Genomic DNA, 15947 nt, shown 5'->3' with positions numbered 1-15947 from the left:
CGTCAGGCGCGTTGCGCCGCAGACCTCAAGGCAAGCAGGCCTCAGAACGACTCGTCCGGGCCGAGATAACGCCACTGCCCGGGCGGTAGCGCACCGAGCATCACGTGGCCCATCCGCACGCGCTTCAGACCCACGACATGCAAGCCGACCAGTTCGCACATGCGGCGAATCTGGCGCTTCTTGCCTTCGCGCAGCACGAAGCGCAATTGCTCGCCGTTCTGCCAGCTGACCATCGCCGGCTTCAGCGGCACGCCGTCGAGTTCGAGCCCATGGCGGAGTTTCGCGAGGCTTTCGGCCGGGAATTGATGCTCGACGTCCGTTTCGATGTCGCCGAACGCAACGCGCACCAGATATTCCTTGTCAACCTCCGAATGTCCGCCGATCAGTTGCTTCGCGATGCGGCCGTCCTGCGTCAGCACCAGCAGCCCCGTCGAGTCGATATCGAGACGGCCTGCCGGCGCGAGCTGGCGCAGATGCGCGGCCGAAAAGCGGATGTCGGTGCGGTCGCCGTCCCAGCGGTTTTCGGGCTTGACGAGCGTGACAGCCGGCTCATAGCCGTCTTCCGCCTGGCCCGACACATAGCCCACGGGCTTGTGCACGAGAATCGTCACCTGCTTGAGCTGCGCGGCCTGGGCAGCGGGGTCGATCTGGATATCGGCGTCAGGACGGACCTTGGTGCCGAGCGTATCGACGACGACGCCGTCGACCTTGACCCAGCCCTTTTCGATCCACTCGTCCGCTTCGCGGCGCGAGCACAGGCCGAGTTCGGACATCAGCTTCGACAGGCGCAGATTGCCCGGCGCGTCGTTGTATTCGCCTTCGTCGCGGTGGCGCGGTTCTGCAGCTGGGCGCGATTTGCGGGCAGGCTTCTCCGCAGGGCGGTTGAAGCGCGCCGGACGGTCGAAGCTGTCTTCGAGCGAGCGGGTGTCGCGTTTGGCTTTGCTGGCACGCGGCGCAGGCGCGGCTTTACGCGAAGCGTCGTCGTCGCGCTCCGCATAGCCGCCTTTGACAGGCTTCGCGTAGCGGCGCTCGCCGTGCGCTTCGGCGTCGTCACTGCGCGCGCGTTGAGTGACGCCCTCGCCGCGAGGGCGACGCTCCGACGGCCCATTGCGACTCTGATACGTGGCATTGACGGGTCGTGCGTACGAGCGCTCGCTGCGCGTGTCCGACGATCGCTCGCCGGCTGCACGACGCGGGGCGCCTTCGCTGCGGGGACGGCGCGCGTCGAAGCCGCCGCGCTCATCGGTATGGCGGGCACGGGGCGATTCGCCGCGTTCGCGCGGTGTGCGTGTCGCGAACGTGTCACGTGCGCCGTCTGCGTCCCCGCGAGTGCGCCGCTCAGCGCGTTCGCGCGGCGGCGCACCGTCCGCGGTGCGGGGCGCACGCGGCGTCGTGCGGCGCTCTTCGCCGTCGCGAGGAACGCGGCGTGTGCCGCGAGCTTCGCTGTCACGCGAAAAGCGCGGCGCGCGTTCGCCCGTGCTCGCCGCACCGGCGCCGCGTGAAGGACGGTCGGTTCGTGCGCCTGCGTCGCGGCGAAAACCTCCGCTCGCGGCCGCACCGTCCTTTCGCGCAGGACGGTCAGTCGTCGAACGGCGCTCGTACGAGCCCGCTGCGCTTCCCTCGCGCGCAGAAGCGGCGCCCGGCGCGCCCGACGCCCGTGCGGGCCTCGCGGTCGCGCGAGCCGGTGCACCGCTGCGGGTTGCCGTCGACGGGCCGCGGCGTTCTCCCGCCGTACCTGCCGTTTTGCGGGCAGGACGGCTCGCCGCTTCGCCAGACGATGCCGCGCCACGACTTCCGTCGGACGGCCCCGTCGAGGACCCGGCGCGCTCGCGCGGCCCGGCGGAAGAAGTGGCTTTGGCGGCTGGCCGCGTCGGCTTGCGGGCAGTGCTGCTGCCCGGACGCACTGGAGTGCGCTCGGCCGAAGCCGGCCGCGGATGCTTGGCTGTCAGTTTGACTCGCATGAAATCTCACACTGCGATCGCGCGCAGCAGCTCCGTTTCGACTTGGATTTGTCGTCGGTTGTCCGAGAGGCCGTGTCCATCGAGTAGGAACACGTCCTCGACGCGTTCGCCGAGCGTATTGATCCGCGCCGCATGGACGCCGACCCGGTGCTCGGCCAGCACGCGCGCGATCGAATAAAGAAGGCCTGGCCGGTCGTTGGCCGACACGGACAGGATGTAATACTGGCCGCGCTCGTCGGCCCGCAGGTCGACGCGCGGCGTAACGGGGAAAGTCCGCGACAGGCGCGACAGACGCCCCTTGGACGGCTCCGGCAGCAGCGTGCCTTCGGCCGCCAGCCGCTCCGCCAGTTCCTGCTCGACGAGATTGGCGATATCGCGGTAATGGACATCGCGTTCCGTATGCGCGACCAGGAAGTTGTCTAGCGCGTAGCCGTGCCGCGTGGTCGTTACGCGCGCATCGAGGACGGACAGCGAATTGCGGTCGAAATACGCGCAAATGCCCGCGAACAGGTCAGGGCGGTCCTTTACGTAGACGAGCACCTGCAACGCTTCGCCGATGGGCGACGGCCGCGCGCGCACGATCGGCGTCTGCGTCTCGACATGTCGGTGCAGCACGCGAGTCTGCCACGCGATATCGGCGGCGTCGTGGCGCAGGAAGTAGCCGACGTCGAGCTTGTCCCACAGCGTGCGGTGCGCGTTTTCAGGCACCGTCTCGAGCCGCAGCAGCGCGAGCGCCTCTTCCTGGCGCTGCTTCAGTTCGGAGTGCGCGTCGGGGCGGGCGCCGCCGAGCACGGCAAGGGTCGCGCGGTACAGGTCTTCGAGCAGCTTGCCCTTCCACGTGTTCCAAACCTTCGGGCTGGTGCCGCGAATATCGGCGACGGTCAGCAGATACAGCGCCGTCAGACGCCGCTCCGTGCCGACCAGGCCCGCAAACCGCTTGATCACCTCGGGGTCGCTCGTGTCCTGCTTCTGCGCGACCTGGCTCATTGTCAGATGATGCTGGACCATCCAGACGATCAGCGCGGTATCGTCGGCGGACAGTTCATGATCACGGCAGAAGCGGCGCGCATCGGCCATGCCGAGCGCGGAGTGATCGCCGCCGCGGCCCTTCGCGATGTCGTGAAACAGCGCGGCTACGTACAGCACGTACGGACGATCGAAGTTGGCGATCAACTGGCTGCAGAACGGGTACTCGTGCGCATGCTCGGCGACGGCGAAGCGTCGCATGTTCCGGAGCACCATCAGAATGTGCTGGTCGACCGTATAGACGTGATACAGGTCATGCTGCATCTGTCCGACGATGCGGCGGAAATTCAGCAGATAACGTCCGAGCACGCTGGTCTGGTTCATCAGACGCATCGCGTGCGTGATGCCTTGCGGCTGCTTCAGGATTTCCATGAACAGCCGGCGGTTTTCGGGATCCCGGCGCCAATGGTGGTCCATCTTGTCGCGTGCGTTGTACAGCGCGCGCAGCGTGCGCGCCGACAGGCCCTTGACGCCCGGCGTCTCCTCGTACAGCAGGAAGGCTTCGAGGATCGCGTTCGGCTCGCGTTCGAACACATCGTCGGCGGTGATTTCCAGCATGCCTTGCTTTTCGACAAACCGATCGGACAAGACGCGCGTGATGCCACTCGTGCTCGGAAAAAGCTGAGCCTCGATGTTCTGGATCAGAATGGTCGCAAGCTGGGTGACTGCCTTGGCGGCCCAGTAGTAACGGCGCATCAGCTGCTCGCTTGCGCGGCGCGCGGACGTGGCCTTGAATCCGAAGCTCTCGGCGAGCGGATTTTGCAGATCGAACACCAGAATGTCCTGGCGGCGTCCGGCGAGCACATGCAGGCGTGCCCGCAGCGTCTTCAGAAAGCCCTCGTTGCGGCGCAGCTCACGCGCTTCGCGGTCGGTGATGAGGCCACGTGCGTCCAGTTCGCGCCAGCTGCTGCCGAATCCGGCCGCCTGCGTGACCCAGAGAATCAGTTGGAGATCACGCAAGCCGCCCGGACTTTCCTTGATGTTCGGTTCGAGCGCGTAGGGCGTGTCCTGGAATTTCGCATGCCGCTGGCGCATTTCCAGTACTTTCGCCTGGAAAAATGCACGCGGATCAAGCGCGTCGCGGTAGCGCAGCGAAAAATTCTCAAACAGCGCCGTGCTGCCGACGATACGGCGAGCTTCGAGCAGCGAGGTCTGCACGGTCACGTCGTTCGCGGCTTCCTCGATGCACTGGGACACCGTGCGCACGCTGCTGCCCAGTTCGAGCCCGAGGTCCCACGCAAGGCCGATGAAGCGCTCGATCCGAGCTTCGAGGTGCGGCACCGGCTCGTCGGGCAGCAGCACGAGAATGTCGATGTCGGAGTGCGGCGCGAGTTCGCCGCGCCCGTAGCCGCCGACCGCGATCAGGGCCAGCGACGCGGGCAAATCGCACGCGGCCCATGCGCCGCGCAGCGCTTCGTCGGTGATGCGCGCGAGTGCGCGCATCAGTGTGTCGACGTTGGACGCGGTCTTGAAGCGATCGAGCAGCGGGGTCTTGGCCACCTTGTAGTCCGCCTTGAGAGACGTGGCATCGGAACGGGCGACAGCGGGAACGCTACTCATAGGCGGCGGGCGGCAACGGTCATCAGGCGGTGGCGGTGGCGGCGATCTGCGGACGCGCGGGCGTGCCGGCCGAGACGGTCAGCACTTCGTAGCCCGTGGGCGTGACGAGGATGGTGTGCTCCCATTGCGCGGACAGGCTGCGGTCCTTCGTCTTCACGGTCCACTGGTCGGGCATCGTGCGGATCTCGCGGCGGCCGGCGTTGATCATCGGCTCGATCGTGAAAATCATCCCAGCCTGCAGTTCGATCCCCGTGCCCGGGCGGCCGTAGTGCAGAACCTGCGGGTCGTCGTGGAACACCTGGCCGATGCCGTGACCGCAATACTCGCGCACCACGCTATAGCCGAGGCCTTCCGCGTGCTTCTGGATCGCGTAGCCGATGTCGCCGAGATGCGCGCCCGGGCGCACCTGCTCGATGCCGAGCCACATGCATTCGTACGTGGTCTGGACGAGGCGCTTCGCCATGATCGAGCCCTCGCCGACGATGAACATGCGGCTCGTGTCGCCGTAATAGCCGTTCTTGATCACGGTGACGTCGATATTGAGCGCGTCGCCGTTCTTCAGCGCCTTGTCGCCGGGAATGCCGTGGCAGATCACGTCGTTCACCGACGTGCAGACGGCCTTCGGAAACGGCGGATAGCCGGGCGGCTGATAGTTCAGCGGCGCGGGAATCGTGCCTTGCACGTTCGTCATGTATTCGTGGCAAAGGCGGTCGAGTTCGCCCGTCGTGACGCCGGGCTTGACGAACGGCGTGATGTAGTCGAGCACCTCGCTCGCGAGCCGTCCGGCGATGCGCATCTGCGCGATATCGTCTTCGTTTTTGAGCGTAATAGCCATGAGTCGGGCCTGAAATGCGGTCTATCGTCGAATTATCGCACCTTATTTCCGCTGTCGCAGGCTTTTGCTCGGGCGCGAGGCGGGGGCGGCGCTTGCCGCGGCGGGGTTGGCCGTCTTGCTGATGGTTGTCCGCCGCGTCCTGGCCGTATGTCGCATGTCTGGCAGGTGCAACCGGCATGGCGGGCTCGTGCTGCCGGGCAGGTTGAGTCCTGCAATGCGTGCATGCTATACTCATTGGCTAAGTCAATCGCCAGTCTGAATATGCAGTGTGCGGTGTTCATAAGGCGGCGGGCTTCCTCGCGGATTGGAAGGCGGAAGCAAACAGCCAAAATCCAGCCGAAATCGCGAGATTCGCAAGCCGGCGCACCCAGGGTGTTCGCGGCGTCAGGTCTTCCCAAAATGGGGGGCGGCGCGGCGGATACGGCAGCCGGCTTAAGACCCAACCCTAGCGGAGATTTTCATGGCAGTTACCATGCGTCAAATGCTGGAAGCCGGTGTCCACTTCGGTCACCAGACGCGCTTCTGGAACCCCAAGATGGCGCCCTTCATCTTCGGCCATCGCAACAAGATTCACATCATCAACCTCGAAAAAACGCTGCCGATGTACAACGACGCGCTGAAGTACGTGCGTCAACTGGCAGCGAACCGCGGCACGATCCTGTTCGTCGGCACGAAGCGTCAATCGCGCGACACGATCGCTGAAGCGGCGCAGCGCGCTGGCATGCCGTACGTCAACGCACGCTGGCTCGGCGGCATGCTGACCAACTTCAAGACGCTGAAGGTTTCGATCAAGCGCCTGAAGGACATGGAAGCGGCAGTCGAGGCAGGTGAGCTCGAAAAGATGAGCAAGAAGGAAGCGCTGCTGTTCGAACGCGAAATCGCCAAGCTGCAAAAGTCGATCGGCGGCGTGAAGGACATGGGCGGTATCCCTGACGCGATCTTCGTCGTCGACGTCGGTTACCACAAGATTGCCGTGACGGAAGCGAACAAGCTGGGCGTGCCCGTCATCGCCGTGGTTGATACGAACCATTCGCCGGAAGGCGTGGATTACGTGATCCCTGGCAACGACGACGCGAGCAAGGCTGTTACGCTGTACGCGCAAGGCGTCGCTGACGCGATCCTCGAAGGCCGTGCTAACGCGGTCAACGAAGTCGTGCAGGCTGCCCGCGGCGGCGACGGCGACGAGTTCGTCGAGGTCAACGGGGAAGCGTAAAGCGCCCTGTGTCCGGCAAAAAAGGGGGCTCTATATAGGCCCCCTTTTTTTAAGCCGCGACGATCCGAATAAGCGCGCAGCGAGATGCGCGCGGCGGCGCACGAAATAAACGGGCGCTGCATGGAAGCAAAATTCTGTCGCCGGCATCGAATGCGGGCGGCGTGTGACAGACAGACTCAAGGAGCGAATGATGGCGGCAATTACCGCAAGCATGGTGGCAGAACTGCGCGCGAAGACGGATGCGCCGATGATGGAGTGCAAGAAGGCGCTGACGGAAGCCGACGGCGACATGGCGCGCGCGGAAGAGTTGCTGCGCGTCAAGCTCGGCAACAAGGCGAGCAAGGCGGCGTCGCGCGTCACGGCTGAAGGCGTGATCGCTTCGTTCATTGAAGGCGGCGTCGGCGCAATCGTCGAATTGAACTGCGAAACCGACTTCGTTTCGAAGAACGACGACTTCAACGCATTCTCGAAGCAGGTCGCCGAACTGGTCGTCAAGCAGAACCCGGCTGACGTCGCTGCATTGTCGGCGCTGCCGCTCGAAGGCTCGACGGTCGACGCAGTGCGCTCGGCGCTGGTCGGCAAGATCGGCGAAAACCTGTCGATCCGCCGTTTCGCGCGCTTCGAAACGTCGAACAAGCTGGCTGCTTATCTGCACGGCACGCGCATCGGCGTGCTGGTCGAGTACACGGGCGCGGACGAGCAGGTCGGCAAGGACGTCGCGATGCACATCGCCGCAATGAAGCCGGTCTCGCTGTCGTCGGACGACGTTCCCGCCGATCTGATCGCCAAGGAGCGCAGCATCGCCGAGCAGAAGGCGGCCGAATCGGGCAAGCCGGCTGAGATCGTCGCGAAGATGGTCGACGGCGCGGTGCAGAAGTATCTAAAGGAAGTGTCGCTGCTGAACCAGCCGTTCGTGAAGAACGACAAGCAGACGATCGAGCAGATGCTCAAGGCGGCGAACTCGAGCGTGCAGAAGTTCTCGCTGTTCGTCGTGGGCGAAGGCATCGAGAAGCGCCAGGACGACTTCGCGGCTGAAGTGGCTGCGCAAGTTGCTGCTGCAAAGCAACAATAAGCTTCGTTTAAGTTTTACGCATTACCGTTTCACCCGCGGCGGGGCTGGACTTCGCCGCGGCGGCTGCACCGCCGGGCTGCGCATGCGAAAACGCGTCGCAGCCGTCTTTGACAGGCCTCGAACGATCGTTTGGGCGGGTCAATCTGGCGGTGCTTGCCCGAACCCGTATTTCACCCCTACAGTTAGTTCCTTGTTGTTTGGCGGCTTTTTTGCCCTGCTCAGCGCGATCTGGATATCTCTATGCCCACTGCCTATAAACGCGTCCTCCTCAAACTCTCTGGCGAAGCCCTGATGGGCGATGATGCATTCGGCATTAATCGCGCGACGATCGAAAGAATGGTGGCGGATGTGGCCGAAGTGGTGCGTCTCGGCACGCAACTCGCGGTGGTGATCGGCGGCGGCAACATCTTTCGCGGTGTGGCGGGCGGCGCAGCGGGCATGGACCGTGCAACGGCCGACTATATGGGCATGTTGGCCACGATGATGAACGCGCTGGCGTTGCAGGACGCAATGCGTCACGCTGGCATCGAGGCGCGCGTGCAGTCGGCGCTGCGCATGGATCAGGTCGTCGAGCCGTATATCCGTCCCCGCGCGATTCGCCAGCTGGAAGAAGGCAAGGTCGTGATTTTCGCGGCCGGCACGGGCAACCCGTTTTTCACGACCGATACGGCGGCGGCGCTGCGCGGCTCGGAAGTGGGCGCCGAGGTGGTGCTGAAGGCGACCAAGGTGGACGGCGTCTACTCGGCCGACCCGAAGAAGGACCCGTCGGCGACGCGTTATTCGTCGATCAGCTTCGATGAGGCAATCGGACGCAATCTGCAGGTGATGGACGCGACGGCGTTCGCGCTGTGCCGCGACCAGAAGCTGCCGATCCGCGTGTTTTCGATCGTGAAGCCGGGCGCGCTCAAGCGCATCGTGCAGGGCGAGGACGAGGGCACCCTCGTCCACGTGTAAACTCTCGTTCACGTCTGTGGGCTTGAACGCGGGCCCGAGGCTGCGCCTCGCGCGCGCTGGCGGGCCCGCATCGTTTTGAAGGTTCGGAGGTTTAATCATGTCTGTGGCTGACATCAAGAAAGGCGCTGAACAGAAAATGCAGCGCTCGCTCGACGCGTTCAAGAACGATCTGTCGAAGATCCGCACGGGCCGTGCGCACACGGGCCTGCTCGATCATATCCAAGTCGACTATTACGGCTCGCCCGTGCCGATCTCGCAGGTCGCGAACCTGACGCTCGTCGACGCACGTACGATCGGCGTGCAGCCGTGGGAAAAGAAGATGGTCTCCGTGATCGAAAAGGCGATCCGCGAATCGGATCTCGGCCTGAACCCGGCGACGCACGGCGATCTGATCCGCGTGCCGATGCCAGCGCTGACGGAAGAGCGCCGCCGCGAACTGACGAAGGTCGTCAAGAGCGAAGGCGAAACGGCCAAGGTGGCCGTGCGCAACCTGCGCCGCGACGCGAACGAGCAGCTAAAGAAGCTCGTGAAGGACAAGGAGATTTCGGAAGACGACGAGCGCCGCGCCGGCGACGACGTCCAGAAGCTCACGGACAAGTTCGTGGCCGAAATCGACAAGCTCGTGCAGACCAAGGAAGGCGAGATCATGACGGTTTGAAGGTCTGGCGCACACCAGACATCAAAACTTTCATTGATCATCCATTCTTTCCTTGCAGCCTTACCCAACGGCCATGACCTACACCAGCTCAACCGTTCGCGTTCCAGACGTCGCAGCCGTACCGCGTCACATCGCGATCATCATGGACGGCAATGGCCGTTGGGCGACTCAACGCCGTCTTCCGCGCGTCGCGGGCCATACGCGCGGCGTCGACGCCGTGCGCGCGGCCGTCGAGGCCTGTGCGCGGCAAGGCGTCGAATATCTGACGCTGTTCGCATTCAGCTCCGAAAACTGGCGTCGCCCGACGGATGAAGTGTCGTTCCTGATGCGCCTGTTCGTCACCGCGCTCGAGCGCGAAATCGGCAAGCTGCACGCCAACGGTATCCGTTTGCGGGTCGTCGGCGATCTGTCGATGTTCGACCGGAAGATCCAGGACCTGATCGCGCGCGCCGAAGCCAAGACGGCGAAGAATACCCGTCTCACGCTCACGATCGCCGCGAACTACGGCGGCCGCTGGGACATCATGCAGGCGACCCGCAAGCTGGTCGAGCAGTCGGTGGCGGCGGGCCGTCCCGTCGAAGTCAGCGAAGAAGCCTTCGCCGGGCATCTCGCGATGGCTTACGCGCCCGAGCCGGATCTGTTCATCCGCACGGGCGGCGAGCAGCGCATCAGCAATTTTCTGCTGTGGCAGCTCGCGTACACCGAGTTCTATTTCACCGACACCTTCTGGCCGGATTTCGACGCCGACGCGCTCGGCCGCGCCATCGCCTCATATACGGGGCGCGAGCGGCGCTTTGGCCGCACGAGCGCGCAGCTCGAACCGCAATCGCAAAACGCCGATTCGCTTCCATGCTAAAAACCCGTGTCATCACGGCGATCGTCCTGCTGGCCATCCTTCTCCCCGTCACGCTTTGGGCGCCGATCGGCGGCTTCGGCGCGCTGATTGCGTTCGTCGTCGTGTTCGCCGCATGGGAGTGGGCGCGGCTGCTCAAGCTGCCGGGCGCCGGTCCCGTCGTCTATGCGATCGTCGCGGCGCTGGCGCTGGTTGCCAGCACGAAGCTCGGCACGGGGTTCGTCGCGCCGCGGCCGCTGTTCGAGGCGTCGTCAATCTTCTGGATATTCGCCGGCCCGTTCGTTCTGCTGCGCAAGCCGACCCTCGCACAAGGCGCGTGGCGGCCGTTCCTGCTGCTGGCGGGCGTGGTCGTGTTCGCCGGCTGCTGGCATGCGCTGGTTGCGGCGCGCATCGCGGGCGTGCCGTTCGTGCTTTCCCTGCTGCTGGTGGTCTGGTTGGCCGATATCGGCGCATACTTTGCTGGAAAGGCGTTGGGAAAGCATAAGCTCGCGCCCTCGATCAGCCCCGGCAAGACGTGGGAAGGGGCGATCGGCGGGTGGCTCGCGGTCATGATCGTCGCGGCCATTGCCGTCGCCACCCATGCGTTCGCGCCGACCCTGTTTTCCGCGCTGGTCGAGCACCTCGGTGCTGCCCGTGCGTTTGCCACGCTGACGTTGCTGGTCGTGTTCAGCGTGGTAGGCGATCTGTTCGAGTCGATGCTCAAGCGCCAGGCCGGCGTGAAGGATTCGAGCAACCTGCTGCCGGGCCACGGCGGCGTGCTCGACCGCATCGACGCCTTGTTGCCGGTGCTGCCGCTCGCGATGCTGCTGCTCGGCTAGAGAAAGAGATATGCAAAAACGAATCACTTTGCTCGGTTCCACGGGCTCGATCGGAGACAGCACGCTCGACGTCGTCGCGCGTCATCCCGAGCGCTTCTCGGTGTATGCGCTGACCGCGCATCGCAACGGCGACAAGCTCGTCGAACAGTGCCTGCGCTTCAAACCCGAAGTGGCCGTCGTCGGCGACGCCGATACGGCTGCGAACGTGGCGCAAAAGCTGCGCGCTGCGGGCTGCAAGACAGAAGTGGCCTATGGTCCGCGGGCGCTCGCCGATGTATCGAAGAGCGACGGCTGCGATACCGTGGTCGCGGCCATCGTCGGCGCGGCTGGCCTTGAGCCGAGTCTCGCGGCGGCGCGAGCCGGCAAGCGCATTCTGCTTGCGAACAAGGAAGCGCTCGTGATGTCGGGTGCGATCTTCATGGACGCGGTCCGCGATAACGGCGCGATCCTGCTCCCCGTCGACAGCGAGCACAACGCGATCTTCCAGTGCCTGCCGCGCGAATCGGCGCTGCATGGCGGCGTGTCGAAGATCATCCTGACGGCCTCGGGCGGCCCGTTCCGCACGCGCGAGCCGTCGACGCTCGCCGACGTCACGCCTGACGAAGCCTGCAAGCACCCGAACTGGGTGATGGGCCGCAAGATTTCCGTCGATTCGGCGACGATGATGAACAAGGGCCTCGAAGTGATCGAGGCGCACTGGCTCTTCAATCTGCCGGGCGAGCGCATCGACGTGCTGATTCACCCGCAGAGCGTGATTCACTCGCTGGTGTCGTACGCGGACGGATCGGTGCTCGCGCAACTGGGCAACCCCGACATGCGTACGCCGATCGCACACGCGCTGGCGTTTCCGGATCGCGTCGATTCGGGCGTCGCGCAGCTCGATCTCGCGCAAATCGCGTCGCTGTCGTTCGAAAAGCCCGACTACGCGCGCTTCCCGTGTCTCGCGCTCGCGATGAAGGCGCTCGCCGAAGGCGGTATCGCCAGCGCGGCGCTGAACGCGGCCAACGAGATCGCAGTCGAAGCCTTCCTCTCGCGCCGCATCGGTTTCATGACGATCGCCCAGGTCGTCGAAGCCGTGCTGAATACATTGCCCAACCGCGAGGCGTCGAGCCTCGCAGACGTGGTCGATGCCGACGCCGCTGCGCGCCGCGCCGCCCACGCTTATATCGACGGTCTGCCGGCGGGCTCACGCCTTACGGAACGCGCCGTCCAGTGAGGCGTTTATGAACCTGCTGATCGAGCTGGTCGCCTTCGCAGTCGCGATTGGCGTACTGGTGGTTGTTCATGAGTACGGCCACTACAGCATCGCGCGCTTGTGCGGCGTCAAGGTGTTGCGTTTCTCGATCGGCTTTGGCAAGCCGCTCGCGCGCTGGGTCAGCAGGAAGACGGGAACCGAGTGGACCATCGCGGCGCTGCCGCTCGGTGGCTACGTCAAGATGCTCGACGAGCGGGAAGAGGGCGCGCCCATTGCGCCCGCGGACTTGCCCTACGCGTTCAATCGCCAATCCGTCGGCAAGCGCATCGCGATCGTGGCGGCCGGTCCCATCGCCAACTTCATTCTGGCCGTCGTGCTGTTCGCGGCCGTGTTCGCGACGGGCGTCACCGAGCCCGCGGCAATCGTTGCCGCACCCGCCGCCGATACCGTTGCAGCGCGTGCGGGCTTCGATGGCGGCGAGAAGGTGGTCGCCGTGCGCGATGCGGATGGCGGCGAGTCCGAACCCGTTCGCTCGTGGTCCGATCTGCGCTGGAAGCTGCTCGGCGCAGCGTTCGATCACAAGCGTGTGGTGTTGAGCGCGAAGGATGCGCACGGCACGTTCGAATTCCCAATCGACTTGCAGAATCTTACCGACAAGGATGTCGATGACGACTTCATGTCGCGGCTCGGCTTCGAGCCGGGCGGTGGCACGCTGTCGGTGGCGGGCGTGCAGCCGGGCAGCGCCGCGTTGCATGCAGGATTGCTTGCAGGCGACAGGATTCGCGCCGTCGATGGCCGTCCCGCCGACAACGCGACGACCTTCATCAGCTATATCAAGTCGCATGCGGGCAAGCCCGTGGTGCTGCAGATCGAACGCGGCGCGAAGAACCAGCAGGCGGGGGTGCTACAAAATTTGACGATTGTGCCGGGCGCGCAGCGCGATGAAGCGACGGGCCAGCAGGTCGGTCGCATCGGCGCCGAGCTCGCGACACAGGTGCCGTCGATCGACGTACGGTACGGCCCCGTCGAAAGCCTGCGCCTCGGCGCGCATCGCACGTGGGACCTTGCGGTGTACTCGGTGCGTATGTTCGGCCGGATGATCGTCGGCGAAGCTTCGTTGAAGAACCTGTCGGGTCCCGTGACCATCGCGGACTACGCAGGCAAGAGCGCGAGACTCGGTCCGTCAGCATTCCTTTCGTTCCTCGCCCTTGTCAGCATAAGCCTCGGCGTTCTCAACCTTTTACCAATACCGGTATTGGACGGGGGGCATCTGTTATATTATCTGGTTGAAGCTGTTACCGGCAAAGCCGTATCGGATCGCTGGCAGCTCGTTCTACAAAGAGCGGGACTGGCTTGTATCGTCGCCTTGTCGGCGATCGCGCTGTTCAACGATCTTGCTCGTTTAATCCATTTTTAAAGTGTCTGGCGGCGTACGATGGCGCCCGCCTGACCTGATGCAGCTATACACACTGGGGAAGCACGTTGTTTAAACCTCATCGCTTTGTTCCAAAGACGGTTGTAGCCGCGGCATTCGCCGCGCATGGGCTGGTAGCTCACGCGACGACACCCTTTGTGGTGAAAGACATTCGGATCGAAGGGCTGCAACGGGTAGAACCCGGTACGGTGTTCTCCTATCTTCCCATCAAGCAAGGCGATACGTTTACCGACGAGAAAGCTTCCGAAGCCATTCGCGCGCTGTACGCAACGGGCTTCTTCAACGACGTGAAGATCGCCACGGAAGGCGACGTCGTGGTGGTGCAGGTGCTGGAGCGTCCCGCCATCGGCACGATCGATTTCTCCGGCCTGCACGAGTTCGAAAAGGACAACCTGCTCAAGGCGTTGCGCGCCGTGGGTCTGTCGCAGGGCCGCTATTACGACAAGGCGCTCGTCGACAAGGCAGAGCAGGAGCTGAAGCGCCAGTATCTGACGCGCGGCTTCTACGCAGCTGAAGTCACGACTACGATCACGCCGATCGATCGCAACCGTGTTGCGGTCCTGTTCGCCGTGATCGAAGGTCCGAGCGCGAAGATCCGCCAGATCAACTTCATCGGCAACAAGGCATTCAGCACGGGCACGCTGCGCGACGAAATGCAGTTGTCCACGCCGAACTGGTTCTCGTGGTACACGAAGAACGATCTGTACTCGAAAGAAAAGCTCACCGGTGACCTTGAAAACGTCCGCTCGTATTACCTGAATCGCGGCTACCTCGAGTTCAACATCGAGTCGACCCAGGTGTCGATCTCGCCGGACAAGAAGGACATGTATCTGACGGTGACGCTGCACGAAGGCGAGCCGTACACGATCAACAGCATCAAACTCGCGGGCAATCTCCTCGATCGCGAAGCCGAGCTGAACAAGCTGATCAAGATCAAGCCGGGCGACCGTTTCTCGGCTGAAAAGCTTCAGGCCACGACAAAGGCGATCGTCGACAAGCTCGGCGAATACGGCTATGCGTTCGCGACCGTGAACGCACTGCCGCAGATCGACCAGGAGCATCACAAGGTCGACCTCACGCTGCAGGTCGATCCGAGCCGCCGCGTGTACGTGCGCCGCATCAACGTGGTCGGCAACACGCGTACGCGTGACGAAGTGGTGCGCCGCGAAATGCGCCAGCTCGAAAGTTCGTGGTTCGATTCGAACCGTCTCGCGCTGTCGAAGGACCGCATCAACCGTCTTGGCTACTTCACCGATGTCGATGTGACGACCGTGCCCGTCGAAGGCACGCCCGACCAGGTGGACGTCGACGTGAAGGTCGCCGAAAAACCGACGGGCGCGATCACGCTGGGTGCGGGCTTCTCGTCGACGGACAAGGTGGTGCTGTCGGCGGGCGTGTCGCAGGACAACGTGTTCGGTTCGGGCACGAGCCTTTCCGTGAACGTGAACACCGCGAAGACCTACCGAACGCTGACGGTGACGCAGGTCGATCCGTACTTCACGGTCGACGGCATCAAGCGCATCACCGACGTCTACTACCGCACGTATGAACCGCTGTACTACTCAACGGATTCGAGCTTCCGTATCGTCACGATGGGTGGCGACCTGAAGTTCGGCATTCCGTTCTCGGAAGTGGACACGGTGTACTTCGGCGCGGGCTTCGAGCAGAACACGCTCGACGTCGACGCGAACACGCCGCAGGCCTACAAGAACTACGTGCAGGACTTCGGCCGCGTGTCGAACAACGTGCCGCTGACGGTCGGCTGGTCGCGCGACGCGCGTGACAGCGCGCTCGTCCCGAGCCGCGGCTACTTCACGCAGGCGAACGGCGAGTACGGCACGCCGCTCGGCGGCGTCCAGTATTACAAGGCCGATCTGCAGGCACAGTACTATTATTCGTTTGCTCGCGGTTTCGTGCTTGGATTCAACGTCCAGGGCGGCTACGGCAACGGCATCGGCAACGCGTACCCGATCTTCAAGAACTACTATGCGGGCGGTATCGGTTCGGTCCGCGGCTATGAACCGAGCTCGCTGGGTCCGCGCGACAAGGTCACGAACGACCCGATCGGCGGCAACAAGATGTTCGTCAGTAACGTCGAACTGACGTTCCCGCTGCCGGGCACGGGTTACGACCGCACGCTGCGCGTCTTCACCTTCATCGATGCCGGTAACGTCTGGGGCGACTCGCGTCAGGGCGGCGATACGACGACGGGTTCGAACGGCCTGCGCTACGGTTACGGTGTGGGTCTTGCGTGGATTTCGCCGATCGGGCCGCTCAAGCTGTCGCTGGGCTTCCCGCTGCAGAAACACACGGGCGACCAGTATCAGAAGTTCCAGTTCCAGATCGGGACGGCGTTCTGATCGCGCG

12 protein-coding genes are annotated in these 15947 nt (G+C 64.0%); 9 read left to right on the top strand and 3 right to left on the bottom strand.

The annotated features are described in order from the left end of the window. Positions 1 to 41 precede the first annotated feature (41 nt). From J8I87_RS05065 to map, 3 genes are read right to left on the bottom strand one after another with little or no spacing between them, the layout of a single operon-like run. Entirely contained in the window at positions 42 to 1961 is a 1920-nt protein-coding gene (locus J8I87_RS05065) for a pseudouridine synthase (protein ID WP_209930345.1), read from the bottom strand. 6 nt (positions 1962 to 1967) lie between these two features. Beyond that, a complete protein-coding gene (locus J8I87_RS05060; RefSeq protein WP_209930344.1) occupies positions 1968 to 4547 on the bottom strand; it encodes a [protein-PII] uridylyltransferase in 2580 nt (859 codons plus the stop codon). A 22-nt stretch (positions 4548 to 4569) separates the two neighbouring features. Further along, positions 4570 to 5382, bottom strand: coding sequence for a type I methionyl aminopeptidase (gene map, locus J8I87_RS05055; RefSeq protein WP_209930343.1), 813 nt, complete (start codon positions 5380 to 5382; stop codon positions 4570 to 4572). Positions 5383 to 5842: 460 nt separating this feature from the next. On the opposite strand from map, the gene rpsB reads away from it, so the two are divergent. The 9 genes from rpsB (at position 5843) to bamA (ending at position 15940) form a co-directional block, all read left to right on the top strand. Further along, the gene (gene rpsB / locus J8I87_RS05050) at positions 5843 to 6595 is read left to right on the top strand and encodes a 30S ribosomal protein S2 (protein WP_087735373.1); all 753 of its coding nucleotides are present in this window, start codon (positions 5843 to 5845) and stop codon (positions 6593 to 6595) included. A gap of 190 nt (positions 6596 to 6785) precedes the next feature. Then, positions 6786 to 7667: a translation elongation factor Ts gene (gene tsf / locus J8I87_RS05045; RefSeq protein ID WP_209930420.1), complete on the top strand. Its 882-nt coding sequence runs from the start codon at positions 6786 to 6788 to the stop codon at positions 7665 to 7667. Positions 7668 to 7907: 240 nt separating this feature from the next. Beyond that, positions 7908 to 8621 carry a UMP kinase gene (pyrH, locus tag J8I87_RS05040; RefSeq protein ID WP_209930342.1) on the top strand — a complete coding sequence of 238 codons (714 nt, stop codon included), beginning with the start codon at positions 7908 to 7910 and terminating at the stop codon, positions 8619 to 8621. 97 nt (positions 8622 to 8718) lie between these two features. After that, positions 8719 to 9279 carry a ribosome recycling factor gene (frr, locus tag J8I87_RS05035; protein ID WP_209930341.1) on the top strand — a complete coding sequence of 187 codons (561 nt, stop codon included), beginning with the start codon at positions 8719 to 8721 and terminating at the stop codon, positions 9277 to 9279. A gap of 73 nt (positions 9280 to 9352) precedes the next feature. Beyond that, positions 9353 to 10135, top strand: coding sequence for a polyprenyl diphosphate synthase (gene uppS, locus J8I87_RS05030; protein ID WP_209930340.1), 783 nt, complete (start codon positions 9353 to 9355; stop codon positions 10133 to 10135). After that, entirely contained in the window at positions 10129 to 10950 is an 822-nt protein-coding gene (locus J8I87_RS05025; protein ID WP_209930339.1) for a CDP-archaeol synthase, read from the top strand. Before uppS ends, J8I87_RS05025 begins: the two co-directional genes overlap by 7 nt. A gap of 10 nt (positions 10951 to 10960) precedes the next feature. Further along, positions 10961 to 12166 carry a 1-deoxy-D-xylulose-5-phosphate reductoisomerase gene (locus tag J8I87_RS05020; RefSeq protein WP_209930338.1) on the top strand — a complete coding sequence of 402 codons (1206 nt, stop codon included), beginning with the start codon at positions 10961 to 10963 and terminating at the stop codon, positions 12164 to 12166. A gap of 7 nt (positions 12167 to 12173) precedes the next feature. Then, positions 12174 to 13562, top strand: a complete 1389-nt coding sequence (rseP, locus tag J8I87_RS05015; RefSeq protein ID WP_209930337.1) for an RIP metalloprotease RseP — start codon at positions 12174 to 12176, stop codon at positions 13560 to 13562. 65 nt (positions 13563 to 13627) lie between these two features. After that, positions 13628 to 15940, top strand: a complete 2313-nt coding sequence (gene bamA, locus J8I87_RS05010) for an outer membrane protein assembly factor BamA (RefSeq protein ID WP_209930336.1) — start codon at positions 13628 to 13630, stop codon at positions 15938 to 15940. Positions 15941 to 15947 lie beyond the last annotated feature (7 nt).

It is taken from the genome of Paraburkholderia sp. LEh10, from assembly GCF_017814945.1.
Classification (GTDB): domain Bacteria; phylum Pseudomonadota; class Gammaproteobacteria; order Burkholderiales; family Burkholderiaceae; genus Paraburkholderia.
This window is presented reverse-complemented; position numbering and strand designations above follow the sequence as displayed.